The organism is Candidatus Pantoea multigeneris (assembly GCF_011752615.1).
Lineage (GTDB): Bacteria > Pseudomonadota > Gammaproteobacteria > Enterobacterales > Enterobacteriaceae > Pantoea > Pantoea multigeneris.
The window spans coordinates 77686-103179 of record NZ_VWXF01000011.1 but is presented as its reverse complement, the minus strand read 5'-3'; the positions used below and the strand labels follow the sequence as shown (position 1 = coordinate 103179).

Annotated in this window: 25 protein-coding genes and 5 pseudogenes; 14 read left to right on the top strand and 16 right to left on the bottom strand. The window is 48.0% G+C overall.

The features are described 5' to 3' along the window. Positions 1–41 precede the first annotated feature (41 nt). Entirely contained in the window at positions 42–623 is a 582-nt protein-coding gene (locus F3J40_RS20790; RefSeq protein ID WP_167017730.1) for a TetR/AcrR family transcriptional regulator, read from the top strand. Between the two features lie 212 nt (positions 624–835). Continuing rightward, positions 836–1354, top strand: a pseudogene (locus F3J40_RS20785) (integrase core domain-containing protein); the annotation flags it as partial. 964 nt (positions 1355–2318) lie between these two features. On the opposite strand, the gene F3J40_RS20775 reads toward F3J40_RS20785, so the two are convergent. After that, complete coding sequence (locus tag F3J40_RS20775; protein ID WP_167017726.1) at positions 2319–2603, bottom strand: hypothetical protein; 285 nt, start codon at positions 2601–2603, stop codon at positions 2319–2321. Positions 2604–3355: 752 nt separating this feature from the next. Further along, the gene (locus tag F3J40_RS20770) at positions 3356–3667 is read right to left on the bottom strand and encodes a hypothetical protein (protein ID WP_167017724.1); all 312 of its coding nucleotides are present in this window, start codon (positions 3665–3667) and stop codon (positions 3356–3358) included. A gap of 382 nt (positions 3668–4049) precedes the next feature. Between F3J40_RS20770 and F3J40_RS20765 the strand changes: the two genes are divergently transcribed. From F3J40_RS20765 to F3J40_RS20740, 6 genes are all read left to right on the top strand, one after another. Further along, positions 4050–5093, top strand: coding sequence for a tyrosine-type recombinase/integrase (locus F3J40_RS20765; protein WP_167017722.1), 1044 nt, complete (start codon positions 4050–4052; stop codon positions 5091–5093). A 1941-nt stretch (positions 5094–7034) separates the two neighbouring features. Beyond that, positions 7035–7493: a peptidoglycan-binding protein LysM gene (gene lysM / locus F3J40_RS20760; protein ID WP_167017824.1), complete on the top strand. Its 459-nt coding sequence runs from the start codon at positions 7035–7037 to the stop codon at positions 7491–7493. Between the two features lie 42 nt (positions 7494–7535). Further along, positions 7536–7931, top strand: a complete 396-nt coding sequence (locus F3J40_RS20755) for a YidB family protein (RefSeq protein ID WP_167017720.1) — start codon at positions 7536–7538, stop codon at positions 7929–7931. 352 nt (positions 7932–8283) lie between these two features. Then, positions 8284–8517 carry a YgdI/YgdR family lipoprotein gene (locus F3J40_RS20750; protein WP_167017719.1) on the top strand — a complete coding sequence of 78 codons (234 nt, stop codon included), beginning with the start codon at positions 8284–8286 and terminating at the stop codon, positions 8515–8517. Between the two features lie 13 nt (positions 8518–8530). After that, the gene (locus F3J40_RS20745; RefSeq protein WP_017345738.1) at positions 8531–8758 is read left to right on the top strand and encodes a YgdI/YgdR family lipoprotein; all 228 of its coding nucleotides are present in this window, start codon (positions 8531–8533) and stop codon (positions 8756–8758) included. A gap of 138 nt (positions 8759–8896) precedes the next feature. Further along, positions 8897–9157 (top strand): hypothetical protein, encoded by a 261-nt coding sequence (locus F3J40_RS20740; RefSeq protein WP_167017717.1) that lies wholly within the window; start codon positions 8897–8899, stop codon positions 9155–9157. A gap of 69 nt (positions 9158–9226) precedes the next feature. Here the strand turns inward: F3J40_RS20740 and F3J40_RS24975 are convergent. The 3 genes and pseudogenes from F3J40_RS24975 to F3J40_RS20730 form a co-directional block, all read right to left on the bottom strand. Continuing rightward, positions 9227–9511 (bottom strand): annotated as a pseudogene (locus F3J40_RS24975) (ISNCY family transposase); the annotation flags it as partial. Between the two features lie 361 nt (positions 9512–9872). Then, the gene (locus tag F3J40_RS20735) at positions 9873–10076 is read right to left on the bottom strand and encodes a hypothetical protein (RefSeq protein ID WP_167017715.1); all 204 of its coding nucleotides are present in this window, start codon (positions 10074–10076) and stop codon (positions 9873–9875) included. Positions 10077–11916: 1840 nt separating this feature from the next. Further along, positions 11917–12156, bottom strand: coding sequence for a biofilm development regulator YmgB/AriR family protein (locus F3J40_RS20730; protein ID WP_167017713.1), 240 nt, complete (start codon positions 12154–12156; stop codon positions 11917–11919). 474 nt (positions 12157–12630) lie between these two features. On the opposite strand from F3J40_RS20730, the gene F3J40_RS20725 reads away from it, so the two are divergent. From F3J40_RS20725 to F3J40_RS20710, 4 genes are all read left to right on the top strand, one after another. Beyond that, positions 12631–12813, top strand: a complete 183-nt coding sequence (locus tag F3J40_RS20725; RefSeq protein ID WP_167017711.1) for a con-10 family general stress protein — start codon at positions 12631–12633, stop codon at positions 12811–12813. A gap of 572 nt (positions 12814–13385) precedes the next feature. Further along, positions 13386–13628 (top strand): regulatory protein YcgZ, encoded by a 243-nt coding sequence (gene ycgZ, locus F3J40_RS20720; RefSeq protein WP_167017709.1) that lies wholly within the window; start codon positions 13386–13388, stop codon positions 13626–13628. Positions 13629–13717: 89 nt separating this feature from the next. Further along, a complete protein-coding gene (locus F3J40_RS20715) occupies positions 13718–13921 on the top strand; it encodes a hypothetical protein (RefSeq protein ID WP_167017708.1) in 204 nt (67 codons plus the stop codon). A gap of 200 nt (positions 13922–14121) precedes the next feature. Further along, positions 14122–14388 (top strand): biofilm development regulator YmgB/AriR family protein, encoded by a 267-nt coding sequence (locus F3J40_RS20710; protein ID WP_167017706.1) that lies wholly within the window; start codon positions 14122–14124, stop codon positions 14386–14388. A 226-nt stretch (positions 14389–14614) separates the two neighbouring features. On the opposite strand, the gene F3J40_RS20705 is transcribed toward F3J40_RS20710, so the two are convergent. The 3 genes from F3J40_RS20705 to F3J40_RS20695 form a co-directional block, all read right to left on the bottom strand. Next, the gene (locus F3J40_RS20705; protein ID WP_167017704.1) at positions 14615–14812 is read right to left on the bottom strand and encodes a hypothetical protein; all 198 of its coding nucleotides are present in this window, start codon (positions 14810–14812) and stop codon (positions 14615–14617) included. A 74-nt stretch (positions 14813–14886) separates the two neighbouring features. Continuing rightward, positions 14887–15147, bottom strand: coding sequence for a hypothetical protein (locus tag F3J40_RS20700; RefSeq protein ID WP_017345751.1), 261 nt, complete (start codon positions 15145–15147; stop codon positions 14887–14889). A 321-nt stretch (positions 15148–15468) separates the two neighbouring features. Further along, positions 15469–16629, bottom strand: a complete 1161-nt coding sequence (locus F3J40_RS20695; protein WP_167017822.1) for a diguanylate phosphodiesterase — start codon at positions 16627–16629, stop codon at positions 15469–15471. Positions 16630–16902: 273 nt separating this feature from the next. Between F3J40_RS20695 and F3J40_RS20690 the strand changes: the two genes are divergently transcribed. Next, the gene (locus F3J40_RS20690) at positions 16903–17163 is read left to right on the top strand and encodes a hypothetical protein (protein WP_167017702.1); all 261 of its coding nucleotides are present in this window, start codon (positions 16903–16905) and stop codon (positions 17161–17163) included. Positions 17164–18005: 842 nt separating this feature from the next. Here F3J40_RS20690 and F3J40_RS20685 read toward each other — a convergent pair. From F3J40_RS20685 to F3J40_RS24970, 6 genes and pseudogenes are all read right to left on the bottom strand, one after another. Next, positions 18006–18215 (bottom strand): CsbD family protein, encoded by a 210-nt coding sequence (locus F3J40_RS20685; protein WP_017345754.1) that lies wholly within the window; start codon positions 18213–18215, stop codon positions 18006–18008. A gap of 281 nt (positions 18216–18496) precedes the next feature. Continuing rightward, entirely contained in the window at positions 18497–19591 is a 1095-nt protein-coding gene (locus F3J40_RS20680) for an SMP-30/gluconolactonase/LRE family protein (RefSeq protein ID WP_167017700.1), read from the bottom strand. A gap of 23 nt (positions 19592–19614) precedes the next feature. Then, entirely contained in the window at positions 19615–20136 is a 522-nt protein-coding gene (locus F3J40_RS20675) for a VOC family protein (RefSeq protein ID WP_167017698.1), read from the bottom strand. Between the two features lie 90 nt (positions 20137–20226). Then, positions 20227–22041, bottom strand: a complete 1815-nt coding sequence (locus F3J40_RS20670; protein WP_167017696.1) for a glycoside hydrolase family 15 protein — start codon at positions 22039–22041, stop codon at positions 20227–20229. Between the two features lie 70 nt (positions 22042–22111). Then, positions 22112–23005 carry an SDR family oxidoreductase gene (locus F3J40_RS20665; protein ID WP_017345759.1) on the bottom strand — a complete coding sequence of 298 codons (894 nt, stop codon included), beginning with the start codon at positions 23003–23005 and terminating at the stop codon, positions 22112–22114. A gap of 232 nt (positions 23006–23237) precedes the next feature. Then, positions 23238–23573, bottom strand: a pseudogene (locus tag F3J40_RS24970) (transposase domain-containing protein); the annotation flags it as partial. Positions 23574–23710: 137 nt separating this feature from the next. Between F3J40_RS24970 and F3J40_RS20650 the strand changes: the two are divergent. Beyond that, a complete protein-coding gene (locus tag F3J40_RS20650; protein WP_167017558.1) occupies positions 23711–24055 on the top strand; it encodes an FxLYD domain-containing protein in 345 nt (114 codons plus the stop codon). A gap of 146 nt (positions 24056–24201) precedes the next feature. On the opposite strand, the pseudogene F3J40_RS20645 reads toward F3J40_RS20650, so the two are convergent. Both F3J40_RS20645 and F3J40_RS25245 read right to left on the bottom strand, forming a co-directional pair. Then, positions 24202–24641 (bottom strand): annotated as a pseudogene (locus F3J40_RS20645) (transposase family protein); the annotation flags it as partial. Between the two features lie 166 nt (positions 24642–24807). Then, positions 24808–25357, bottom strand: a pseudogene (locus F3J40_RS25245) (ISNCY family transposase); the annotation flags it as partial. Positions 25358–25494 lie beyond the last annotated feature (137 nt).

Below are 25494 nucleotides of genomic sequence, written 5' to 3'. Positions count from 1 at the left end.
AGCTCAACCGCCGCAGAATGCCGCGTCAGGAACGATCCATCGTGACGGTGGACGCAATATTTGAGGCAGCCATTCAGGTTTTGTTAACTGAGGGGCCAATACGGCTTAACACAACACGTGTCGCTGAGCGAGCAGGGGTTTCAGTTGGCACGTTGTATCAATATTTCCCGAACAAACAGTCCTTGCTGCTTGCTCTGCTGGAAAGGCATCTGACTTCCCTTACAGACATCGTCGAAAAGGCCTGCCTCGAAAATTTGAATACTGAGTCAGCTAAAATAGCGTCTGTCGTCGTCAGGGCCTACCTTGAAGCCATCATGTCGAATGCAGAGGTTTCTCCCGCTCTTTATTACATTGCTGTGGAACTGGATGCCGGCAGGTTGCTTGATGAAGCGGTACAAAAAACTGTTCACGCCATTGAGGGACTACTGACATCGGCCTGTGATGGTTATTTCGAAGAATGCCATATCATTGCACAAACTATAGCAGCAGTCCTTTTTGGCACAGTACCGGCATTCTGTATGCGGGTTATACCGTCCAGTGCCGGAGCGGAAGCAGAAAAACAACTGACACTGATGTTACGCGCTTACCTTGCTGCGCAGCGGCATGGTAATTCCGGAGAATAACGCTGTCTCTGGCGTCATAAATAATCAGGCTGTTAATCTGGTGTTTTCATTTTCAGCTAATGTGGGTCGGTGGAAATGGAAAGCAGATCGGTGCGGATAATTTCAGGTTCATTTGCAGGCATTGTGGGTTGAGAGCCGCGCTGGTTGCCGCTGATGTGGGCTGAGAATGAGGTGTAAATGCAGGTTCGACCATTTATAAATGCAGGCCGCTACAGGTATACCGCATTTATCATCTCGACGGCCTGAGTGTAAAACGCAGGCAACGCCGCAAGGGGCTAACAACTGAGCGGTTTCCACTTCTTCCCCTGGATGCGGCAGAGCAGAGATGGTCGATGATTTTTGTCATGGATGCACTTGCCAGCAGCCGCAGGATTAAGTGCCTGACCTGTCTGGATGATTTAACGAAGGAGTGTATGGTGATCATTACGGTATTCGGGATTACAGGCGCTCAGGTGACACGCATTATGGACAGAATCGCGCTGTTTCGGGGCCCCCTGTAATGATAAGAACTGTTTTAAGCCCGGAATTCACTTGCCACGCGTTCAATCAATGGATCTTCGAACATGGTTTTGAGTTGCGCTTAATCCAGCAGGGCAAGCCAAACCAGAATGGATTTATTGAGCGTTTCAATGGGCACTATCGTGATGAATGCCTGAATGAGCATTGGTTAATGCGATATTCTACATACCCGGGAAATCATTAATGACTGGCAGCAGTATTATAACGAGTGTTGACCACACTCATAGCTGAATTACCTGACACTAGCTGAATATTAAGTGGGCTGGTGATACGGAAAACATGAATAAAAATCACGTGACATTACTAACCTAAGAATGTATCTAATACTCGGGGCAGGCCAAGAAACCGAATTAGTGTAAAAATAGCTCTGAATTAGGAATTCAAAACAATAAACAAATGAAAAAGCAAGCATTGTCTTAACCTTATTGGTTTTTTATTGATATTTATTTTTTTATAACTTAAATTAAAAGCATAAAAAATGGGATTTTTATGATACTTTGAGACAGAAGAGTAATGCCCTTTGAGTTGTGATTTAATTATAGGTAGGAATTATAATGCTAAATGTAAAAACAGACACTAAGATAACGATTGAATATTTACTAAAGTCAAGAAAGGAATTTTTAACTACGCTTGGGAATGGAACAATACCACTTACTACAGAGTGTGAGAAATGGGTTTGCTCCGAAGCATCCAGGCATGGAATGTATATTAATCATATTGAATCTGGGGGTTTGGTAAATTACAAATACACGCCTTATTGTTATTTAATTTGGAGCTCAAAAGATATCATTAATAATGACGCTAAATTACACCACAACAACAGCTATGCCACTTGCATTATATGCTCCCATGAAGAAATGGGATGTAAATTATTTAAGATTAAACTAAATAAATACATTGAAGTATAATTCAAAATTATCTTTGATAAAAATGGAAATAAATTTAGAAAGTTTTAATCATATCACATCTCTTTTTTTGTATTTCAATAGATTTCCTGATTGATGTCCTTGCATTGCGAAGGCATGCTGCTACAGCTCCGCGATTGTCTGTGATATGACTCCTGAAAAACACTTGAAACTCTATATTGTAGTATTTCTGGCACAGAGAGTGCAAGATAAACCCTTGGGAATAAAGTCCTGACTGTACTATTTTAGTATATTTCAAATAAAACCCATCTTATGCATTTTTCATATCTCTTATTCTACACTCTGTCTTATCTTGACGCATCATTTTTTCACTTTTAAATCTATGTAGAATCTCTTCCTTTAGCATGGCTTCCCGTGCTTCATCGCGCATTTCTTTACGCGCGTTCCACAGGCACTTTGCCAACGTACGCCTGTCATCGAGATAATGGCTGCGAATAACTCGCTTAAAAATATCGCTACCTGAACTCATTACAAGTAAATGAGTCAAAAAACCATTCATCACAGGACTGGTATGAGCATTTTTTCTGTATTTCATAATCTATCTCCCAAAATAAAGAAAGTAGTCTCATTTAAAAAAATTATATTAAATTCATGGCGTTTTCGCATTGTGTTTTTTTAATCGAAATCACTATTTACCTAAATTCTCTTTGAGAAAATAAACTTATATTTTTCGTGCGCACAGTCTAATTAATCATAAAATCCTCAATCACGGGTTTTAGCGACCCTATTGAGTTGAAGTGCTGTAGGTATAAGTAAAGTAAGAAAACATAACATTATAATATAAATTACACTCTCGCTTGGGAGTTTGAAAATATTTACAAGTACGGCACTAATCAAAAATGAAATAACCATAACACTTGCAATGACGAGCATTGAGTTTAGTCGAAAAAAACGGCTCATGATCTTCATATGATTACTCCTAATCATCTCTGTTAATTTCTTACTGAATTTAAATTCATCCCTCGTTAATATTTAGATTATAATTCATAAAATAGCAACAAAAAAGTAGAAGTGAAAATATAGCTTTCTTCATCCCGAATAGAAAATATAATTTTACTCAATAAATTCAAGGGCTTGTGAAGCTGATTTTGTCTGGGTAACTGAATATATTCAGATTATTCTTAAAATGTAGGGACATACACATTGCGATAAAAAAAACAACCATTCCGTGTATTGCATTTAAGAATCCCGAGATGTCAATTGGATTTCTTACTATATATTTAAATTGACTTAAGGTATTCTTTGATTTAACACCGAATGAAGCCCATTAATAAAAATGAGCATAGTTTATTTTACAATCCTCCCTAAAAAGATTGGTATACTTCTCTTTGATGTGTTTAGTCTGCGCTTACATACAGTGATGGCATAACGTAACACTGAGTGCCACTCGGGGGTTGCTGTTTTGGCAAGGTAATTATTCAGCGCTGGTATTAATTCAGCCCACAAATATATGTGTTCACTTTTCCTATGTTTCTGTTTCATTTCTTTAAAAACGACATCAACTTCTTTCTTGATTTCAACAATACCTGTCCCTTGCTGATGTTTAGCAGCAAGGCGTCGTATCTTAAGTACGTAGAATTCTATATTTATAACTTGCATTATGAAAGCCCCCTCACTTGCATCAAAAATTACTAATTAAAAAATTTTATTTAAAATAGTTAGGATATAAGTGTTTTTCTACGCTTTTAGTCAGCTTGTTGCAAGTTTTTTTAAAAAAGATAAAAATTTGAATTTCAACTGAGGATGGTTTAGCTGTATTGACTAACGATTCTTGCCTGCGGTTGGTTCTAACTTAACTTCATATAATAGGATTTATATGAAGATAGGATCCGTTTGAGGATCCGGGTATGATAGGGATCAACCGGTTCCGCCCCCGGAAATGAGCAAAATACAGGCAGCGCTACGTGAAATCTGACAAAGAAGCAGGGTATGACATCAGCAGATTTTGCGTAGCGTACAAACTCCCAGGTGAGGTTGCAAAATGACCAAATCGAACACTGTTTCACCCTCTTCCAGTTTGGCGGTGGTCCCGGACGAGGATCTGGCGGCCCGGCTGCGGGAGTTTGTGCAGGACAGGGAAGCGTTCTCTGACAACACCTGGCGGCAGTTGCTCAGCGTGATGCGCATCTGTGGTGCCTGGGCACAGAAAAACGGACGCAGCTTTCTCCCGATGTCCTCGTCCTGCCTGCGTGACTATCTGTTATATCTGCAGTCAACCGGCCGGGCCTCCTCAACCATATCAACCCACGCGGCGCTGATCTCGATGCTACACCGTAACGCCGATCTTAATCCCCCGAACAGCTCGCCGCTGGTCTTCCGGGCGGTTAAACGTATCAACCGTACTGCCGTGGTTCAGGGAGAGCGTGCCGGCCAAGCTATCCCGTTCCGGATCCGAGACCTGATGAAGCTCGATGCAGTCTGGGCGGAGTCAGTCTATCTGCGCGAGCTAAGGGATTTGGCCTTTTTGCATGTGGCCTATGCAACTCTGCTCCGCATCAGTGAACTTGGCCGGCTGCGCGTCAGGGACGTCACCCGCGTCGCCGACGGACGGATCATCCTGGACATTGCATGGACCAAAACCTTAGTGCAGACAGGGGGGCTGATTAAGGCGTTGGGCGATCTTTCCACGACGCGCCTTACGCAGTGGCTGATGGCTTCAGGTCTGGCCTCAGAGCCTGATGCGTTTATATTTTCCTCTGTGCATCGTACGAATAAGGCCAGGGTGAATACGGAAAATCCGCTCACCACGCGTGCAATAGAGGATATTTTCAAACGGGCGTGGCAGGAAGCTGGGCCTGATGGGGAAATCGCCGGCAATAAGAACCGTTACCGGGGCTGGACCGGTCACAGTACACGGGTAGGTGCTGCTGTGGATATGGCTGCGAAAAACTACAGCACAGCGCAGATCATGCAGGAAGGAACGTGGAAAAAACCGGAAACGGTAATGCGCTATATACGGCACGTTGAGGCACATTCTGGTGCTATGGTGGATCTAATGACTACCTATAATATACTGAGTGATTAAGAGGTATGATGAAATTACCTGTAAGTAACTCTGTAAAACAGGCCATTCACTTTGAAAGATGTTCCACATAGTGACTATGTACCTTGAGGAGATAACCATGCGTAAACCGCCTCACCGAATACCAAATTATTACCGTGCTCAAGGCCGTTGTAGCTGGATGTATATTTGAAGAGCTTCTCTCGGAGCAGGAATATCCGGATCTTCGTACTACAACTGAACAGCGTAACTTCCTAAAAAAAATACGTCGAAAAATTACCGATTTATGGATCAATCCTGATATATTAAAAGTACGTGGTATTAAAGCCGGGATACTTATAATACCTCCAAGTTTCTTGTGCCATGTATAACAGATTGCATCGGCAATACATGCTTGTGGCAAAGTTCCCGGGAGCCCCTCTGACTTAGGACTAGCGGAGAATACTGGCGATTTTTTTAACAGTAATCGATTCTTCATGGTATGTTCTCAGGTAACTTGATGAAGATATTACTCACATATCGGTCTAAAGTTAACTGGGAGGGAATCAGAATGTTAAGTTTAAAATAATTTTCTTATGGATGAGTGATTTTCTTTGATGATTTAAAAAAAAGCCGTCCATATGGGCGGCAAGGGTGTTTAAACATACAACTACCAACTCATAATCATTATAGCTATGATTTTTATACTGTAGAGGCAGTTTTGCAAGGTGGTTAATTGAAATTTTGTTGTGATTTTTTTGTAAGCCTGAACTTATCTTTCCCGAAGATTAGCTAAAATTTTGAGTTAGTAAAGTTACTTGTTTATACTTATCAAAAGCTTAGAACCATTCCTAAAGATATTTTCGGCGTGATTAACCATGACCCAGAATATTATACAAACTTAAGCAGGATCAATCGCATAAATTCCGGTTTATTATTCTGTAAACCTGCATTTTCTTACAAATACATAGCCATTGTCTGTTTTCAGTAGTTGTGATAACTGACGTCTCAACGCGATGCTGTCCAGCATTTCAGCCACTTCTGTTGTGCACTGATTTTGACTACTCAGATCCCCGGACACCTACGCGTCTAGAGCTCGATTACCGTCAGCAGGCGGAGCCCGTGACCGTAAATCAACGTAGCGGAGAAAAAATCGATACCTCCTATGTGATTGGAACACAGCCACAGCGGCTGTAGCTGACGTTTTGGCGCAGATTTATTGTGGCAAGAGCGTTTAAGCCGGAGCGATAACCCCTCTCGCGGTAAAACCGGTGAATGAGCTTGTGATTATCGCGCCAGTCTTCCCGTTTCAGCATGACCTGGAATAATGGATGCGGGTTTCAGTCATCTCCCTGATGCGCAGTCACAGCCAGTTGTCGTTTGCCGCAGTGGAGCGGTGCCATAACGAACCGCGGCTGATCTGCGGCGCAAAGCACATCTGTCTTTCGCTGAAACTGTTGCGTGCCTGTAAGACCCTGGCCCACTATCGCAGGTGTACCAGCGTCACCTCTTTTTGCCAGCACGTGCTACGGCATGCTCTTGTTGAGGCTTAGATCGATAATCTGTTTCTTCATGCGAAGGTCTTCCTCCTCGAGTTACCGAATATGTTTGGTTCTGACGGTAAAATCCTGCCGCGCTTTTGCGCCAGGTGTAGAAAATGGCGCTGGAGCTACCGGGCCTGTTTCAAACCTTCTGGCACGGGTGTACGCAATCTAGCCTGCTTCAGGGCAAAGCCAAATGACTCTTGGGTGAATCGAGACTTTTTGACAGGCATAACTTACGCTCAGGAAGTCAATTTTATACCGGGGTTATTAACCGAGCTTTTTATCTAATCCTTGGAGTAGGTAAGGGGTATTTCACTACGGGCTGAGTCAAGCAGTAAAAAAAAACGATAAATCAATGTATTAAATTTCCTACTTTCCTAAATATTATATTGAACTATGCTTGATGAAGCAGGTCGTGTTTTTAATTAAAGAGGAATATTGCATGGGGCTTTTAGATTTCGTTAAACAGGCTGGTGAGAAGGTATGGGATGCTGTTTCGGGTCATGATGATAGTGATAAATCAGGAAAGCTTAAAGAGCATATCAGAAGCCTAGGACTTCCGGGGGCAGAGTCAGTCGAGGCGAGTGTCGCAGATGACGGAACCGTGACACTGAAAGGCAATGTATCCTCACAGGAAGTTAAAGAAAAAATACTGGTAGCAGCAGGTAATGTGGAGGGCGTCAGCAAAGTAGACGACCAGTTAAAAGTTTCTGCTGAAGAAAGCAAACACGAGAGTACTTACTATACCGTTAAGTCTGGTGATACTCTTAGCGCTATATCACATGCGGTTTATGGGACAGGGAACAAGTATCAGTCAATTTTTGATGCAAACAAGCCTATGCTGAAAAGCCCTGATAAAATCTACCCTGGCCAAGTTTTGATTATACCGAAAAGTGATTAGTTCTTGATATTACTTCGAAAATGATACGAAGGAAAACGAAAAATGGGACTTTTGAATACTGTAACAAACACCCTTGCAGGGCAAGGGGCTAGCTCCTCACCCTACCAAGTTATTTTCACATGGATAGAGGAGCAAGGTGGATGCGGGGCAATTCTTGAAAAATTTAAAGCTGAGGGATTGGAAAATCTCATTCAGTCGTGGTTAACATCAGGGGATAATCTACCTATATCTCCTGAGCGAATAACAGCTATTTTAGGCTCTCCTGCAGTTCAGAATCTGGCAGTGAAACTCGGCGTTGATTCAGAAAAAGCGTCAACTATCCTGGCAGAATACCTTCCTAAAATCATCGATACCCTCTCACCTAATGGGCATATTTCTGAGCGTAATGACCTCGTTTCGTCAGGTGTGAAATTGCTTGAAGGTAAGTTTTTCAGTTAGTATTAAAGGCCGGTTTTCTCGGCCTTTAATAAAATAAGTCGACATTAATGGCTGCTCTTACCATAAGTGTTTGGCCGGTTTGCGTTGATTTCTAACCTGCGATATAAGAAGTATATTTATGATGACCGATCTTATTGCCTTAAGGTTGTATCTGATCCTCTGGCCGGACAAAATCAAGATAAAGATGGACGGTAAGTATGCAAAGACAGCTACTTTTCCCGTTGCAAAGCTATCCCATTCTTCAGATAAAGGCCCGTTATGCTTTTTTTATGCTTCTTTACGATGCAAGATAAAAAACAACATCTATCCTTAGTATGTTAGATACAGATATCCCCAATATGAGGCATTTGCGATGTATAAAAAAAGCGTGACTTTTCTCTTTATAGCTTCAACTTTGGCCTTCTCACTAACCGCCTGCTCCTCAAATCAGGCAATTAAAACTAGCGACGGGCGCACTATTGTTACAAATGGCAAGCCTCAGATAGACAGTGACACTGGGCTGGTTTCTTATAAAGATGCTCAGACAGGCCGAACCGAACAGATAAATCGCAATAAAATTACCAACATGAGTGAGCTAGATAACTGATAAGGAGCGTGTTATGAAGAAACTAATTTTTCCTGTAATGGGGGCGATCATTGCACTTTCATTACTTACTGGGTGCACACGGACAAGCTATGCTATTCATACAGTTGACGGTCGAACCATTGTGAGCGATGGTAAACCCAAAGAGTCGGATGCTGGTTTACTTGGGTATGTTGATGCTAATGGTGTAAAACAGCAGATTAACAAACAGGATGTCAAAGAAGTCTCTGAGATACCGCATTAATGCATAACCGCCTCCGGGCGGTTTTTTTACATCGCTATTTAATTCAGGTGTGCATATTAATCATCAAGGATATCCTTGAGATGGTAGCCCATTAAAGCTATATTAATATACAATAACATAATCCTTCAGGAAGAAACTATGCCGGTGTTTTGTTTTTTCAAAAAAGGCAATCATATTAGTGCGCTCGATGTAAATGACTTAGACGGTTCTGTTTTCCTGAAGGAATGGGGGTATAAAAAGCAACCTGAAGAGGTGAATGCTCTTAATGCTCATTCCGCGAAAGCACTGTTTAATCAAATTCGTAATGAAGAAAAATCGACTCACCACGCACTCTCTTTCAGAGATTTTTTGGCGCTGATACTAAGCCTGATTGCAATATCAAACTGGTTATTTCTTTAGGGGCTCTAAATTTTTCTAGGATGATCCTCTATGATACGTAACTATCATTTTAATGAACTGGTGTAGAGAGATACTTGTAATGTTGAGTCCGTTCATTGCGCGTCTGGACTGTGTCAGTCCCTTTACGCCGTCCGCGTTTTTGTTTTCAATACGGAAGATGCTGGCTTTGTCGCTGTAAAACGTCAGCGGCTTGACGTGCTGCTCTAGATAGCCGCGTATGGCTTCAAAATAGGTTAATGCAGAATCTGATTTTACAAAATGAAGTACCATCAGGCGGCTGGTCGCATCATCGACGTAAACCAGAGACGTGCAGGCCGGGCTGCGTTCTGCATACCATCTGCGGTCAGAGCCGTCTGAGTTCGCCGGTGCGACGACAGTGTGGTTACTAGCTCTTCGTTGCTAGAAGTCTGCGGGGGATGCGTGTGATCCGGATTTTACTTTTACCCAAATCCAACTCTTTACAAATAAATGACCTGCTCTTCGTAAAAGTTTGTAGGGCTTTTACGCGCATGAGTAGTAATGCCACACGCACGCTGGATTATCACTTCCCTGAGGGATTTTTTTCAGAAAAAAATGAGGAGGACGCCGGTTATAACTTTATGGCTGGAGGATCGTGCCGGATAGGGGTGATGCACGTATCCGAACCGACCGGCAACAGCGCAGCGGGCTCACCGATAGTGATGAGGTAATCACAGGCCCGGGGCCCGACCGTCGCTCAGAAAGGGGTGGAAGGATCGAACAACAGCATCAGGGCTTCCTGCAGGATCCGCCGCTGCTGCGCCTCCTCAGCGCAGAATGCCAGTTTCACCGACAGCAGCAGCCTTAACTCAGCGGCTGAGGCTTCCCCCCTTGTTTTAAGGAGTTCTTGAGTTGCGGCGCCAATAGCCTCCTCTGCACTGGCGTACGCGACAGACAGCATTACAGGGCCGTCGCTCCAGGCCGGAGTGAGTGTCACTTTACGGGCTGGTTTGCGGCTCGCCTTTCGATTTATGTGTACGGGCATAAAACCCCAGTTGAACAGGAAGGCACGCTTTCCGTCCGGAAAAAGCGGCGCTCAGATTAAAGTAAGTAAGACAAACGCAGTAAGGATATCGCTGCAGGATATCGAACATTCGGGTGACTTAACGCGTGGCATCCAGCCTGAAAGTAAGATGAAAGCTGCTTATTCAGCTCAACGAAGGTCAGATTCTCCCGCCTTTAACTGGGGAGGGAAGTGGTAAGGTTATTTTTCAAACAACTTCATCCTAACACTTTTCGGTCTGCAAGCCCATGTTTATCGCATTTATCTGCGGCTTCTCTGTGGTGAACCACAATCACCCGGCAATAAAGATGTCTATAGTGGCTTTTGCTTTTAACAGACACCAAAAGTATGACTTAACAAAAGATGAAGATGCTCTCCACAGCAGTTAACTGAGGTTTTACGTGTACAGGTAGTAGTGACATACCATGTAAAATTATCACTTAATGGTGAAATTTGTTGCTGAAAACAGTGAGGAGGACGCCGGATATAACTTTATGGCAGGGGAATGTGCCGTACAGACGTAATGCACGTATCAGGCCTGCAACAACGCACCGGGCAAAACGGAAGTGATGACGTAATCACCAGTCCCGGGGCCTGGCGTCGCTAAGGCAGGGTCGGAAGTATCAGCCCAGCATCAGGGTCTCCTGCAGGAGCTGCCTCTGCTGTGCTTCCTCTGCGCAGAATGCCAGTTTCACCGCCAGCAGCAGCCTCAGCTCAGAGGTTAAGGTTTCCCTTCTTTTTCAGAAGTTGCTGTGATCCGGCACCGATGACCTCCTTTGCACTGGCGTACGTGACGGGTAGCATCACAGGGCCATCGTGCCCGGGTTAGTGCATGTCGCTTTACGGGAGGATTGCAGCCCGCCTTTCGATTTCTGTGTTTGGGCATACCCCTATACTGTATGAAAAGGCGTATTATTAAATCTGAGACGGCGAAGCCAGGAGACAAATGAGTAAGACTTATGCTTTGAAAAGATTCTGCAGGATGACGCTCTTTTAGAAAACCTGGCCGGGCCCGAATACACCGGAATTGTAACGACAGATGAGCGTTTTTGGTCGTAGCAGGCGCATGCATCATCCCTGCAACTGGATAGCTGGTGCGGTACGATCACCCAAGCAGGATGATCTGTTCCTTTGCCGCTGTCTGGTCATTGCTGAAAAATGAAGCCTGTTTCGCCTTAAACTGGCTAACGATATTATCTGGTTACTGAAAGAAGGGTGGTTAATGGGAGTCGGGGTAGATTTATCCGACAAGTTTGAATATCTCTGATGTTCCAGAGATGGTTATCTTCTGGCGCAAAATATCTGTTCAGGCTCTAGCGCATCCTCCATGCAATTAAGCGGACCGAAATTTCACACGGCGTGCTCGGCGAAACATAACGTTAGGGGTGCCATGTCTCTGCTATCGACTCATTTTTTTAGCCGTTCTCGCGCAGGCGGCCCTTGAAGGGCATAACGCCCTGACAGCAACGTACGTGAAACCCTTTTTATCAACCTAGATGAAGTCCTGCTCATCACGGAGTTGATTAATAGTACGATAGCCGGCCCCTTCCTTGGAGCGAATCTGCCATTCCCCAAATGGCTGCTACGTACTTCGCGAAGCGCCTGAAATACAGTATGTCTTTGTCGATGAGCATCAGGCTTACTTCCACATTTAATCCATGTGCTATGCACTGCGCGTGGTGGCACGCAGCCTCAAACGTTGCTGAGCGATTCATCCTGACGGTGACCTGCTCCAGACTCAGCGATTAAACAGCATCCGGAGTAGCGCCGTCAGGTGTTCCGCCTCGGCCTCATCGACGTTTCCGTCAAGCCTTGCTATCAGCTTCAGGCACAATGAGGTTCGCGTCATCCGCCTCTCCTGACGCAGGATCTCAACGGTGATACGGCCCAGTAGCTCAATCTGACAGGGGTGTATTACCTGGCTGAAATAGCCGGTCAGCCTGGCGTCTTTTCCCGGCGGTAGTCCGTTCTGTCGCATGCAATACCCGTGAGTAATGAATAAGGTCGGGCGCAAAATAACCGATGCAGGGGCATGTGTACAGCAGTAATCCAGAGGTGCCCTACCTTTTTAACTGTTGAAACAGTTAGTCCCGACGTTTCAGCAATATAAATTAGCGAGCGAGGCTCTGTGAACAGCAAAATAGCGGCGGGCGTCAGCATGACTTTACGCCATCGACACTCAGGTAAAAGTTCCAGCAATCATCAACTTTGCCGAAACCTACGTCGCCGAACGCTGCGCAGAACAGCTATTCACCGGATTGATGTTACGCGTCTTGCAGCTCAAAATGCCTGACACACTGTCAGGAAACCATTAAAGATTCAACAGCCCTGCCACACGTGTCCGTCGTCGTAATACCGGAAAAAAAGGGCTCCGAAGGAGGCTAGTCTTGTGCAGACATGCCATATTACAACTTTCCACTACACATAATATCTTTTATCTGAGGAAAACATCATGACAACAGCAAAACGCGGTGGAGCAGGAAACTTTGCGGTTGACCCGGCACGCGCTTCTGAAGCAGGCAGCAAAGGTGGTGCCGTCAGCGGCGGAAACTTCAAAAATTGTCCAGAGCGTGCGCGCGAGGCTGGCCGTAAAGGTGGGCATATCAGCCGTCGGGGCCCAAAACCTGAGGTTTAATTAAGTCCCATATAAGCAAGACGCGGTTTATCGTATTTCAGGTGCTTAGGATAATGCGCTAAAGGTATTTGTACAGCCCCTGTTTTCAGTCGGTCAAGCGGCGGCACTGAAATACCAAAGCTGATGAAGTGCAGAGCATGCCTGATGATTATTGGCAGAACTGCGGTAAAAATGCGGATATTTACGTTTACTCGCTTATCTACGAGCTGGCTGACGCTTGGGAAATCCTGCGAGTTGCGTTCAGATAAGAGGGACCAGTTGAAATGGGCCACCGGAGAGGGTCTAGCTCAACGCTCAAATATTTTTCCCGTCCGGTTCAGAAATCGGAACGACTTTTTCCAGCGCCCAGACACATACGCTGAACATAATATTTTTGAGTATTATACAAACCTTTCATTGTACAGCTTATGATTTGTATCAATCCCAATCTAACTCATTGTTTAGTAAGGGTTAGCATTTTTTGCACAAAAAGAAAAGTTATACAGAAAAACAATGTCTGTACAAGTTTGATTTGATTGTATAACTTTACGTCATACAGGCCCGACTAGATTATACCCATTAAGAGGTTAACTATGCGTCAGAGCAATATGAAATACCCGGACTCAGCCAGCGAAATTGCGCACTATTTCAGTAAGATGTCTGCGCCGAACCAGCAGGAAATTCTGGGGCAGATTGTCATTGAAATCCTGCGCGCTGGCAAAACCCTCAACCGCAAGGCCATATGTAGCAAGCTGCTGCACCGCCTTGAAGTGGCATCCAGTCTCGAAGAAGAGCATCACTATCATACACTTATCGGCATGCTGTTTGAGCGTTGAATTAACGTTGCGCGCAGCGTGTCCTCATAACCATCTGGGGAGGCCCTGCCATCTTGCGCAGAGGGCTTGAACTAGGAAATGTGGGAAAGATGAATACAGATTTAACACGCCTCGTTGACGTTATAATGGGTGAAGCAGTGGTTGCACTGCTACGAAGTGAAGACCATATTAGTGTAGACACTCTGGCTATGCGGCTTCGTGCCATGAGCGAGGGCGAGAAGAACCCGGAAAAGCGTAATGCCATCGCCTTGGCGCTGTGCGAGGTACAGAGAGAATTTTTACCGCTGCGCTAGAGCCGCGACACAATCGTACTGGCTTTTGATGTCCTGGCCAGCACGGGCAGTGACAGTAACAAATATTCAGAAATACTGATCTCTGTGCAGAGCAGAGAGTGGCAGGACGCCCGCAGGACGCGGCTACCCGAGGTAGGCCGTTTTTTTATTTCAGGTATCAGCCTGACCACTTTTGCCCGTGGGGCCTAAAGGATTACACAATGCAGCTCAAAGAACAGAACATCACCAACGAAGCAGACATCATTCAGCACTTCCGCAGCTTCGGCGACGCTCTGGCCGCCGAAGCTGCCGTGCTGGACGCCGTCATTCGCGACATCGTTATCCACGGTAAAAATGTGACCACTAAAGAGATTATTCTTTATCTTATCGCCGAGCTCGAAAGCACTTCAGATGTGGTCGAGCTTGACGTGCTTCGCAGCACACTCGAAATTGTGGTTGGCAAAACGCCGGACGATGTAGGCTTCTGAGGCCATTTTTGCTGCTACTGCGTAGCGTGAGTGACGTCGGCCAGCGCAGCCGGGGAATCAAATCCCCCCTGCGAAGCCCACACGGAGCAGCTGACGGCGATGGCGAGGGTTACAGCAATCCAGATTTTCACAGTTATCTCCCGGTTTGAGTTATGTCACACTTTTAGTGTTGCACTCTTTCATTATTGCGCGAGAGGTATAAGTCAGAACGGGAGAAATCTGAAGATCAGTGCATCTGCTGAGCCAGCAGCCTGATAGCGCTTTCGCAGCTTTCACGCATTTTCGCTGTGCCATCCGTTTTGCCCATGCTGTAAAGGGCGCTGATAATTTCGTGAAGAGTAAGGTGCTGATCCGGCTTAAGAAGGCGCGCCACGACCGTTCCGATAACGGCGTAGATATCTTCGGCGGTGATGTCATCATTCATATGACCCCCATCCGCAAGGTGTGTAAATGTACAGTATAACATGAAAGCGCCATGGCAGAAACTGTCGGTTGACTTCAGTGAAGCTTATGCGCTGACCGATCTTCAACTCTTGGCAATCCAGTCCTTTCACTGGCGCGCGTGTGCATTTCCCGCCGGACCTCTTCGATAGCCCGCAGTCCCGCGCGAACCCGATTTTCATCCGTTTCATTTTCAATGGCCAACCGAAGGCGCTCCGTCAGCACCGCCCATCCGATGGCAACGCCCTCATCCAGCAGTGCCGTGACGGCCTCGCCAATCATAATGTCGGCCATTTTTTCTTCAAAGTCATTTTTCATGGGGGTATCCGGAAGCAGGTTTCGGGCGCAAAGCTTATCACAGCGCTGCTGGCCCGAAAATAAACTAGAGCAATCGTACAGAAAACTTCTTCGATTCACCTTCAATACGCGTCACAGGCGCCCTGTCCGGGAGAGGTGTTCTGTCCTGGATGCACCTCATAACAGCACCGCATTTCCCTCACTTGGTTTGAAAAGGCCAAACGAGGCATAACCCTGAGCCAGAAGATGCTGGAGAGCCGGCAGCGCTTGTGGCCGCACAGTACCCGCCCCAGGGGGCCGCATCCTGTTAATCATACGGAGCCCTGATTCTGTTCCAACGGCTTATATGGCCTCGCGGGTCTCCGGCCAGGCGACAGACGCTCCCGATGCGGTGAACAGCGCACCCTGGAAATCAGTAACCCCGGCTGCTTCCAGCCACATCCATTCCTCTGGCTGCTCTATATCCGCCGCAATAACGTTTATCTCAAGCGCCGAACAGCAGCGCAGCACGGCGTGTACCACCGCCTGACGGGGGCCGCTTCTTTGAATATTGCGAACGATCCCGGCGCCGATGCGTACGCGGTCCGGCTGAACGTGGGCCAGCAGCGACAGCCCGGCTGAGCCGTCACCAAAGTTATCAATGGACAGGCTGATACCGGCCAGCTTAAGCCTACGCACCGCCTGAGAAAACGCCTCCAGCTGAGATATGACTTCCGTCTCGCTGACGCCCAGTATGATCTGCTGCGGAACCAGCTCGGCACTTTCAATAGCGTTGACGATCCGATCTACGGCGTCCGGCAACACGACCAGTGTCATAGGCAGAATGCTGACGTACAGCATGATATCGTCCGGGCACGATCTGCCTGCCTTGTTCAGCACAGCGGTGACTGTCGCAAGATTATGTTTGTAGACCGCTTCGCCATAGAGCCCCTCCGGCGCTTCCTCGGGCAGGGCTTCAAGGGCCGTGACCTCACGGGCGAGGGGGTCGACCACCGGGCGGAAGGTGACGCCCGTTGCCGGAGCCGGTGACGTGTTGTCGTCCGGCACAAAGTTCCAGTAATCGGTGGGCAAGACCTCAAAGTAGTTTTCTTTCTCACGTGCTTCCACGAAGGTTCGCAGGAACTGCAGGCCTCGGTCGTCGTAGGTCAGGCGATATTTAGACGTGCCCCTGTTAAGTACAGCCTGAAGTACGCTGACGCTGTCATGGTGCCTCAGATCGAACAGCTCCATGCCGTGGTTGCCAAAGCGGCGCGACGGTGAGTAGTCGCGCATAAGTTCAACCACGTTGTGGTGACGCCGGTCGGCACAGATGCGAGCGTATATGTCCAGCACGCCCTCCTCCGGACCCTCCAGGAGCTGAAAGAAGTGCGTACCGTTAAAAAGCAGGATGCCAGTGACTTGATGCCGGGCGTTCAGCAGGCTGGCCTTCTCTACCATGCCTGGAATGATGCTGACGGGTACCTCATCGTCGAGGTGACTTCGGTAAATTATTGTTGTAAGCATTTCAGGTTCCGTATTGCCGTAGATTGTCACGGACATCTTAGCAGCTACCTTCGTTTCCTCAAACCGGACCGGTAAGGGCATGGCGAGATGAGGAATTAATATCAAGGAATGCCTGCAACGATAATTTTTAACGCATGAAGAACCCTTTAATCATAGTTGTTGAAATAAATAATCAATAATTAATATTTTTCAGAGCATTCTCCGGTCAATTTGGGGAGCTGCATCTAGAATTTACTAGGAGGCTGTCATCAACGTAAAACGGAGGTAGTAAATTTGTCTATTCATAACGACGGGAAAGGGCACGTCATTATTGGCGAGGCGGCACTAAGCCTGGCGCTGAGCGAAAAGGAAATAAGTGTGCGATCGCTTATTTCCGAGCTAAAACACATGGCGGAGGCTGGCGGCAACGATAACCGACTCACTGAAATATCCGAAGCCAGAGACTGGCTGAAGAGCTTCCACGAGCCGGAGCAAGCCGTCCGGCATGTGCCGTACCTGCAGACTCTTGCTGGCCTGAACGACGAGAAGAACTGACACCAAAGGATATAGTCCGGCTCTGGCCGGGACACGACGATGACCCCAGCAGTCGCGCACAGGCGCGTACCGGCCGGGGAACCTGTCAGGGACGACATCTCCGATAGTACTGTGCTAAACCGACACAAGATTAATTACCATAACTACCAGTCCCTGCATGCGCTGTCTTATTCGGCTGGAAAGAGTCTACGAAATTCGTCACATCTGTCGGTAATCGCCTCGGGGCTGGTCAGTCGTGTCGGTGAGTTACTGTCGTGGTGCGTCAACCTGCCGCGGGATAATCTCCGGGTCATCGTGTCAATACGGTTCTCGCTGCAAATTTATCCTGTAAATGCGGGAGCGGAATAAAAGAGTTTTTAAAGGCAGATTATAAAACCGGCAGATTGAGAGGTGGGTATAAAATCAAGTTCCCAGAAGATTGGGTTAGACAAGGTATAAGCTATAGATTAGTTCAGAAAAAAGTCATTAACTTATATCTAAAGAGGCTTCGCGCTGGGCGATTTTCAAAACCCATCTTTGAAGTTAACGCCTTTAATTTAAGGTAGATTTTCGGCACTAGAGCAGATCTAAAGACACCATCGGCGTTGGACTTTGACAATTAAACTGCAATAACTCTTTTGAGTCTGCTCTCTCAGGGGATCTGCCTACGGAATATGAATATTGCAGTGCTCTTCAGTTACCTTGTATAGCCGAATGTAGAATACTAGTACTGTCGTAGAAACCCGAACGATAGTATGGAAAGGTTGCAGGCAGGTTGATCAGTATCTACCCCATGTAACATGTCCTCATGTCGTCAAATGAAAAAACCGGCACGGAGCCGGTTTGAGTAAAGGCCTTAATGGCTACCACTTATAGTGGTTGGAGTCTTCCCAGTCCTTTAACTCTTTTTCAGCCTGCTCTTTACCATAACCGTAACGTTCCTGGATACGGCCTACCAACTGGTCACGCTTGCCTTCGGCCACGTCCATGTCGTCGTCGGTGAGTTTGCCCCACTGTTCTTTCACTTTGCCTTTAAATTGCTTCCAGTTACCGCTTATGCGATCTTCATTCATGCCAGTCTCCTTCGTTAATTCACGGGCTGCCGTCAGGCAATCCCTCTGCAGAGTTTCATGCTAATCAGTATGGTCCATTCATGGCAATTTTCCTGTCGTGCATCACATTCTCGGAGTTTTCCTGAGGTGAAGTCATCCTGCCTGGATAAAGTCTGGTATCCTGGGACTACCTCTAATGTCTGTTTATCAGGTGCGACTTCCGTTCTATGCCTGCAATTCCTCCTGTCCTGCCCTAAGGCTTCGTCATGCAACGTATCGAATTGATTCACATAATCGTTTTCTTAAGTGCTAAAGGGAAAACGGTAAACTGACCAAGGTCCATGGGTTGCATCTTTACCCTTGTTGTTATCTGCCAGATACTCAATCTGAGGCGCGGGCACATAGATCCAGCCGTCTGAGATGACGAGAGCGTCGGGCGTTATGAGCTTTTCATTCTGAATTAGCCTCTTTAGCGTACCGTCAGGCAGGAGTTTATCGACGGAGCGGTTTTCCACGTTCGAAAGATAAATATTCCCTGCCGCATCGATGGCGGAGCCACCTATAGATGGGATATCCGCAACTTTCTCAATTTGTCCCACCAGTGTTTTATCACTTAACCGCTGATCTTTTAATGAAGCCGTAGGGATACGGTAAAGCGGGCCGGTCGGGGGCGCATAGTAAAGCCATCGTCCGTCAGGGCTGACCTCGATAACGTCACTGTGCACGGCAGGGCGCTTTCCGCGGCTATCTTCAAGAATTCGGCCCTGGTAGCCTTTCTGAACGAGCCCCTCAGGTTTACGCAGCAATGCATTTCCGGAGAGCCTCCTTATCGTTTTGCCCGTCTCAAGGTCGTGAATGATGAAGCCGCCAAGCCCTGAATCCGTCACATACACTGAGTTACCCTGTATGCGCAGGTCGTTAGGCGCTCCACCAGGCGGTAAAGCTTTTTCATCAAATCGGATAACTGAAGCCGCTTCGCCTGTTGCGATGTTGAATGCAACGAGTTTTGCTGCTCCCTTTGAAGGTTGCTCTCCCTGAGTGGCCCCCTGATCAACCGCCCACAGCAGGCCGTCACCGAAGTGATGGCAGGCATTAACGTTGACAAGGCTGTTGAGACCTTCATCACCCGACGTCCATTCATTCCAGTGATTACCCGGGAAGGGGGCCAGGCCAGATTCGGTCACGCGCGCAAGCGCCGGCGACTTCTCATGCCCTTTAAAGCGGGGGAAGTTGAGGAACATGGTGCCGCTGGCTGAGACAGCAATGCCGTTGGCAAGCCAGGGTGAAGTGGCAGCAACCTGAAGTTGCAGATTTACCATCGACTCTGCCGCAGTGAAGGCTGCCCGCGACAGGCACAATGTTGCGAGTCCGCCCGCAATAAATTCACGTCTTTGCATCGTCTGGCCTCCGGTTGAAAGATTCAGGCTTCCGGTATCCAGCGCTGCTGAGTGGCTTCTGCGTCGTAGCGAATGCCTGAAGGCAGTGTGATGAGCTCAATGAGGACGCCAAAAGGGGTCATGCCGAACCACGTCTGATTGCCCGCCCCATCCTCCTGAGCAAAGCAGTCGGAAGGGCCTTCAAGCATTTCAGCGCCATGCTCCCGCATTCTTTCCGCTGCCTGGTGAATGTTATCCACATACAGTGAGAAGTGGTTAATTCCCGGCATGCCCGGATGAGAGGAGTGATCTTTCGCGGCAGGCTGTGTCTGAAATAACTCAACATTGCACCCATTCCTCAGCCGCAGCATGGACAGGCCGATTAACCTGAGTTCTGCAGGGAAGCCATTGAGAGGAGCCATTTTCTTGCCCGGAATAAACTTTTCAGCGTCAGTGGGCGGAACGATACGGTAGAGCACAGATGCATCCAGTGCGCCGATGAAGAAATGTTCTGCCTGCTTTAAATCAGAAACGGTAATGCCAATATGTTCAATTCCGCGGATCATCGGTGATATCCTTTTTAAAGTGATGCAGGAGGGCCAGCCGGGTTGTATCTGTAAAGCTGGCACCCTGCCTTCAGATAAAACGTTTGAGGTTTAAGCGTGATCGGTCAGCGCCTGCGCCGCACAGATGAGAGCCAGGTGGCTCAACCCCTGTGGCATGTTGCCGCGCCACTCGCCGCTGCGGACATCAAACATTTCATTGAAGGTTTCGACGTTACCGCGCTGGCAGAGCTTATCCAGAATCTCTTCCATTGCCTCTTCGGCTACCCGGGTGTCACCCATGGCCGCCAGCGCCTCGACCAGCCAGAAAGAGCAGGCAATAAACGTGCTTTCTTCCTGCTCAACGCCGCTGTAACGGTATAGCATCGCGCTGCCGTGGCCTAAATCCTGCCGGATGGCACGATAAGTGGCACGCATGCGTTCCGGGTTAACCGTGTTGCCATAGTGGTGTACCAGCGCCAGAGCGGCATCGAGCTTACCGTCTGCGTGGGGATAGAAGAGGTATGCCTGCTTTTCCTCCGACCAGCAGTGCTGTTCAATCCATTCACTAATGCGCTCCCGCTCCCGCTCCCAGCGCTGAATCCAGGTGGGTTCAATATGTTTTGCTTTTGCCAGTGAAACCGCGCTGTCAAGCGCCAGCCAGCAGGCCATTTTGGAGTGGGTATAATGCTGTTCGTCTGGCAACTCCCAGATCCCGCTATCTTTCTGACGCCACTGATCGGCACAGTAGTTCGCCAGCTGTCCCAGCATGCGCGAAGTTTCAAGATCCAGAATGTGGCCGGCGCGGATGAAGAGTTCTGCCGTGGCCAGCATGTCTCCATACATGCTCAGCTGAACCTGGTCGCGTGCGTTGTTACCGACACGAACAGGAAGAGAGTTCTGATAACCGCGTAAGGGGAGGTAACTCTCTGCAGGAACCACACCGCCTTCAAGCGTGTAACAGGCGCGCAGCCGGGTGCCGTGGCGTATGATGGTTTTCGATAACCAGGAAAAAGCAGCTTTGCAGTCTTCCAGCGCGCCCAGGAAAACGAACGACTTGATAATCAGGCAGGCGTCGCGTACCCATGCATAGCGATAGTCATAATTCTTCTCCCCCCCAATGCCCTCAGGCAGTGAGGTGGTCGCCGCAGCGGCCAGGGCACCGGTTGGCGAATACCAGAGGAATTTGAGAGACAGCGCCGAGCGTCTCACGTTATCTGCATAGCGGCCTGCATAGCTCAGGCTGTGCGTCCAGTCGCGCCACGCCGTATGGCTGGTTTCAATACGGGCATCAATGGCTTTCAAATCAGGCACAGCCAGCGGCTCGCGCTCCGTCACCAGCAGGGCGACCAGAGAGTGGCTTTCAGGTCGGGTGCGAAGCGTTGCGCGTATTCTCCCATCGCCGCGCTCAGTGATTAGCCAGTCTTCAGTCGTGCGCAGCATCGCCAACAGATCGGCAAGATGATAAACGTCTCCTTGTTCTGTGTCGTCCCGCCACGGTGAGCGTGTTTCGGCTGCGGTGCCGAAGCGTAACGTTAGGCACAGCTCAACTTCGCCTTTAACCCCTTCAATACGTCTTGCTAGTTCGCTCCAGGGAAGACGACCGGCCAGCGTGCTGTTGATGGACTCTGTGATGAGTACACTGCCAGCCGACGTGATAAACCGAGTTTCAAGTATATTGCTGTGAGGGCGGTAAGCCCGTTCTGTACGGTACTCATCTAAAGGTTCTATCTGGAAAAAGCCGCCAATTTCCGGATCCAACATGCGGTCAAATAATGGCGGTGAATCAAGGTTTGGTGCACACCACCAGTCTATGGCCCCATCAGGGGCAATAAGTGCCACAGACCGACCCTCACCAATGGCCGCATAGTCCCCAAGACGGGCAAATCCATCCTCGCGCATCGGCGATTGTAGTATCTGATTAATCATTGCTCTTCCCTGCATGCTGAGACGACAACGTGGCCGCTTTCGGCCACGTTCTTCAAAATCCTGCTGACACTCAGACCGTGCCGGTGCCGCCATCGGAGCACCAAACTTGTCCGGAGGCGAAGCTGTTGGTGGTTTCAGCGAAGGTGACATAGAGAGGCGCAATTTCTGCCGGCTGGCCAGGACGCCCCAGCGGTGCGGTGGCACCAAACTGCTCAACTTTTTCCTGTGGCTGGCCACCGCAGATCTGCAGAGGCGTCCAGTAAGGTCCGGGTGCGACAGCGTTAACGCGGATTTGCTGTTCGCCCAACTGCTTCGCGAGGGCTTTTGTGAAAGCGGCTATCGAAGCTTTTGTCTGAGCGTAGTCCAGTAGAATGGCGCTCGGTTCGTAGGCCTGTACTGAGGTGGTATTGATGATGGATGAACCGGCAGGCATGTATTCCAGCGCCGCTTTGGTTATCCAGAACATCGCATAAACGTTTGTCTTAAATGTAGCGTCAAAATCTTCCGTAGATAGCGTACGAATCGATTCGTTAAACTGCTGGCGCCCGGCATTATTAACCAGAATATCCAGACCATTTAATTGAGTGGCAGCTTCATTGACCAGTTGCTGACAAAATTCTTCCGAACGAATATCGCCGGGAATGGCAACGGCTTTTCGGCCTTCCGCTTCGATTAATTTAACAACTTCAGCGGCATCCTGCTCTTCATCTGGCAAATAATTAATAGCAACATCGGCGCCTTCTCGGGCATACGCGATAGCAACGGCACGTCCAATTCCAGAGTCTCCGCCAGTGATCAGTGCTTTACGTCCGGTTAGACGTCCTGTACCCCGATAGCTCGTTTCACCATGGTCGGGGCACGGCTCCATTTTGCTCGCCAGACCCGGGAAAGGCTGATGCTGTTTTTTAAACGGCGGCTTTGGATATTCCTGCGTGATGAGATTCTTATTGGTAAATGAGTTCATCTGTATCTCCTTTTGGGTAAGTAATATAAGCCTGGCAAAAATGTGAGGTTTGTCACGCTGACAGACATTAAAATAATTTTTTTAATAAAAGCAGCGTAATTCTGTTGAATTATTAAGCAGCTTTAAAAAAGTAAACTGAGTGAATTAAACACCAGAGGAAAGTTGAGAAGATTCTTAATTATGGCGGCTGTAAATGTGCAGCTTGAACCGGATTGACAAAATGACCCGGAGATTATTCCTCAGGCAGGGTGACATGCCACGGCAGTAACTCACAGATGCAGTTGTCCCGCCGCTTGGCGATCATCGATAGTACGTGACTAAGATAGCATTCAGGAACGATGCCATTCAGACGGCAGCTGACGATAAGTCCGTACAGTTGCGTGCCACGCTATCCATCGTGTTCGTAGCCGAAGAACCGATGATTTTTTCTCTCAAGATTTACCGTGCGCAGCAAGTTTACAGCCTGAATGTTGTCGGCCTCTGCCCAGCCGTCGCCAGCGTAGTTCTTCAGTGCTTCCCACGCATTCAGCATATATGCGAACGCTTTCACCAGCTCCGAGTGTCGTGACGGCTTTCCCGCAGCCAACCTGCATGCGTCTGGATCGCAATACGCATCAGTCAAAGCTGACTGTTGATAAGTTCTTGTCATGACTTAACCGCTCACCTATTCTCGTTTCTTCTTTGGAAAGCGAAAAAGGAAAACTCATGAAAAAGACGATCATTGCTGCAGCGGCTTGTCTATCGCTCTTATCCGGCGTGGCCATCGCGGCCCCGGGTGACAATCTTGCCAGCGTAGCGGATGCGCACTTTTCAAAAGGCAGTAACGGCATTACCTACGTTGACGGGATTGTAACAAATACCACGGACCACACCCTGACCATGCAGAGCGTCAAAATCAACCTGCTCAAGGACGGCATTGTTGTGGGTGATACCCTTGGGCTGGGACAGAACATAGAGGCAGGTCAGCGGTGGAAGCTCCATGCGCCGGTAAATGCCAGTGAAACTCCTGACAGCTTCAAAGTGACGGAAGTGCTGCAGCTGCCTCACTGACAGTGATTAGCTGGCCTGCCAGATTCGGTAGGCCAGTAGCCTAGCTATGAAGTTATTCTGGCGTTTTGTTTTTTTTCTCAGATATATAGCTTGTTTCAGGAACGTCATTTCTCACTGGAGCCAAATCGACAATTACGCTATCTCTAGATGAGTTCCGCAACGCAGGCGCGACGACAGCGTGGCTGCTGGATCTTCGGAGCACGTAGTCTGCGGGGATCCAGAGGCCGGAAAGTATCATCAGCTTATGCACCTTATCTTTAGATAACACCACGCCGTGGAGTTAGGCCAGCTTCTCACATGCCCGCGTCGGACCTAAGCCAGTATAACGTTCGCGGATGATCTGGATAGCATGTTCAGCGAGAGCCTCAGGCAGCTGGTAGTTGCTGGGCTTGCCGCGCCGCCAGTCAGCCATACCGAGCGGACAATCAGTACGGTAGCGCTGGATTAGGCGGCGGCACTATCTGTCAGAAATACCGAGACACTCCGCAGCAAGATTGGTTGTCAGCCGCCGGTCGACAACGTTCTGGGTTATTTTAAGCCGGTTAACTTCATTCACCTTGAAAAATTCCGCATCAGAAGCCGCCATCTCAGGGGCCTCAGCAGGTTGCACGAAGCGGGCAGGTAAGGTAAGAAAGGTCAGGTTAGCTTTACCTTTATAAAACATGTCTATCCTGATTTTAAATGTCATTCTGATTTCCCATTTTTGAATGTCACTTTCGGCTGTTTTTTAATAAAAGAAAAGGGCAGTGCGCTCATTTTTTTAGACTAGATTTGAAGAGTGGTGGTTCAGCCACAACGGGATTTATCGCCCTGAGTTGCTCCTGAATCTGCGCCCGTCTCCCGGGCATGTGTGTGCTGCGTTCACGTTTGCCGGCCACGTCCAGCTCATCCGGTTTCTCCTGCGCCAGTTTCAGTACCGCGCCCAGTCTTTTATTATCAATAATGCGCCCTTGCTGATAAACTCCAGATTATGGAACATCTGGTACTCTAGGTCTTTGATGCCTGCAGTGACGGAAGACGAGCGTGCCGTCCGGGTAGTCAAATGCGAGAATTTTCTCTACGGCAATGTGCGAGTTTTCCTCCGTGTGTTCAACCAAGTATAAAATTTTATCGTACTGAAAAGTCACTGATTTTGAGAACGTGTGCTGTGTCTGCCAGGCGACGATATCGTCCAACTCTTGGCCGCTCACCAAAACGATGCGGCGCAGGTTTTTCGGGTAATTTAGCCGGTCGGGCAAAGCGCTGGTTAAAGTCCTGGATGAATGTTTCCAGCCAGGCGTTAGCTGAATGAATACCGGTGAGCTACATATACTTAGCTCGGGATAAAAACACATACTGGTAGCGCCTCTGAGCAAATCCTATTGCAACCATGACTAATTGGTTAGACGTGCGGTTTTGTGGATTTTTCTGGCAGTACTGGATTTAATTCTTATGATAAT

Excerpts from the sequence above, each read along its gene's own strand:
- F3J40_RS20775 (WP_167017726.1), bottom strand. The coding sequence starts at position 2,603 with ATGAAATACAGAAAAAATGCTCATACCAGTCCTGTGATGAATGGTTTT.
- F3J40_RS20770 (WP_167017724.1), bottom strand. The coding sequence starts at position 3,667 with ATGCAAGTTATAAATATAGAATTCTACGTACTTAAGATACGACGCCTT.
- F3J40_RS20765 (WP_167017722.1), top strand. The coding sequence starts at position 4,050 with ATGACCAAATCGAACACTGTTTCACCCTCTTCCAGTTTGGCGGTGGTC.
- lysM (WP_167017824.1), top strand. The coding sequence starts at position 7,035 with ATGGGGCTTTTAGATTTCGTTAAACAGGCTGGTGAGAAGGTATGGGAT.
- F3J40_RS20755 (WP_167017720.1), top strand. The coding sequence starts at position 7,536 with ATGGGACTTTTGAATACTGTAACAAACACCCTTGCAGGGCAAGGGGCT.
- F3J40_RS20750 (WP_167017719.1), top strand. The coding sequence starts at position 8,284 with ATGTATAAAAAAAGCGTGACTTTTCTCTTTATAGCTTCAACTTTGGCC.
- F3J40_RS20745 (WP_017345738.1), top strand. The coding sequence starts at position 8,531 with ATGAAGAAACTAATTTTTCCTGTAATGGGGGCGATCATTGCACTTTCA.
- F3J40_RS20740 (WP_167017717.1), top strand. The coding sequence starts at position 8,897 with ATGCCGGTGTTTTGTTTTTTCAAAAAAGGCAATCATATTAGTGCGCTC.
- F3J40_RS20735 (WP_167017715.1), bottom strand. The coding sequence starts at position 10,076 with ATGCTGTCTGTCGCGTACGCCAGTGCAGAGGAGGCTATTGGCGCCGCA.
- F3J40_RS20730 (WP_167017713.1), bottom strand. The coding sequence starts at position 12,156 with ATGCGACAGAACGGACTACCGCCGGGAAAAGACGCCAGGCTGACCGGC.
- F3J40_RS20725 (WP_167017711.1), top strand. The coding sequence starts at position 12,631 with ATGACAACAGCAAAACGCGGTGGAGCAGGAAACTTTGCGGTTGACCCG.
- ycgZ (WP_167017709.1), top strand. The coding sequence starts at position 13,386 with ATGCGTCAGAGCAATATGAAATACCCGGACTCAGCCAGCGAAATTGCG.
- F3J40_RS20715 (WP_167017708.1), top strand. The coding sequence starts at position 13,718 with ATGAATACAGATTTAACACGCCTCGTTGACGTTATAATGGGTGAAGCA.
- F3J40_RS20710 (WP_167017706.1), top strand. The coding sequence starts at position 14,122 with ATGCAGCTCAAAGAACAGAACATCACCAACGAAGCAGACATCATTCAG.
- F3J40_RS20705 (WP_167017704.1), bottom strand. The coding sequence starts at position 14,812 with ATGAATGATGACATCACCGCCGAAGATATCTACGCCGTTATCGGAACG.
- F3J40_RS20700 (WP_017345751.1), bottom strand. The coding sequence starts at position 15,147 with ATGAAAAATGACTTTGAAGAAAAAATGGCCGACATTATGATTGGCGAG.
- F3J40_RS20695 (WP_167017822.1), bottom strand. The coding sequence starts at position 16,629 with ATGCTTACAACAATAATTTACCGAAGTCACCTCGACGATGAGGTACCC.
- F3J40_RS20685 (WP_017345754.1), bottom strand. The coding sequence starts at position 18,215 with ATGAATGAAGATCGCATAAGCGGTAACTGGAAGCAATTTAAAGGCAAA.
- F3J40_RS20680 (WP_167017700.1), bottom strand. The coding sequence starts at position 19,591 with ATGCAAAGACGTGAATTTATTGCGGGCGGACTCGCAACATTGTGCCTG.
- F3J40_RS20675 (WP_167017698.1), bottom strand. The coding sequence starts at position 20,136 with ATGATCCGCGGAATTGAACATATTGGCATTACCGTTTCTGATTTAAAG.
- F3J40_RS20670 (WP_167017696.1), bottom strand. The coding sequence starts at position 22,041 with ATGATTAATCAGATACTACAATCGCCGATGCGCGAGGATGGATTTGCC.
- F3J40_RS20665 (WP_017345759.1), bottom strand. The coding sequence starts at position 23,005 with ATGAACTCATTTACCAATAAGAATCTCATCACGCAGGAATATCCAAAG.
- F3J40_RS20650 (WP_167017558.1), top strand. The coding sequence starts at position 23,711 with ATGAAAAAGACGATCATTGCTGCAGCGGCTTGTCTATCGCTCTTATCC.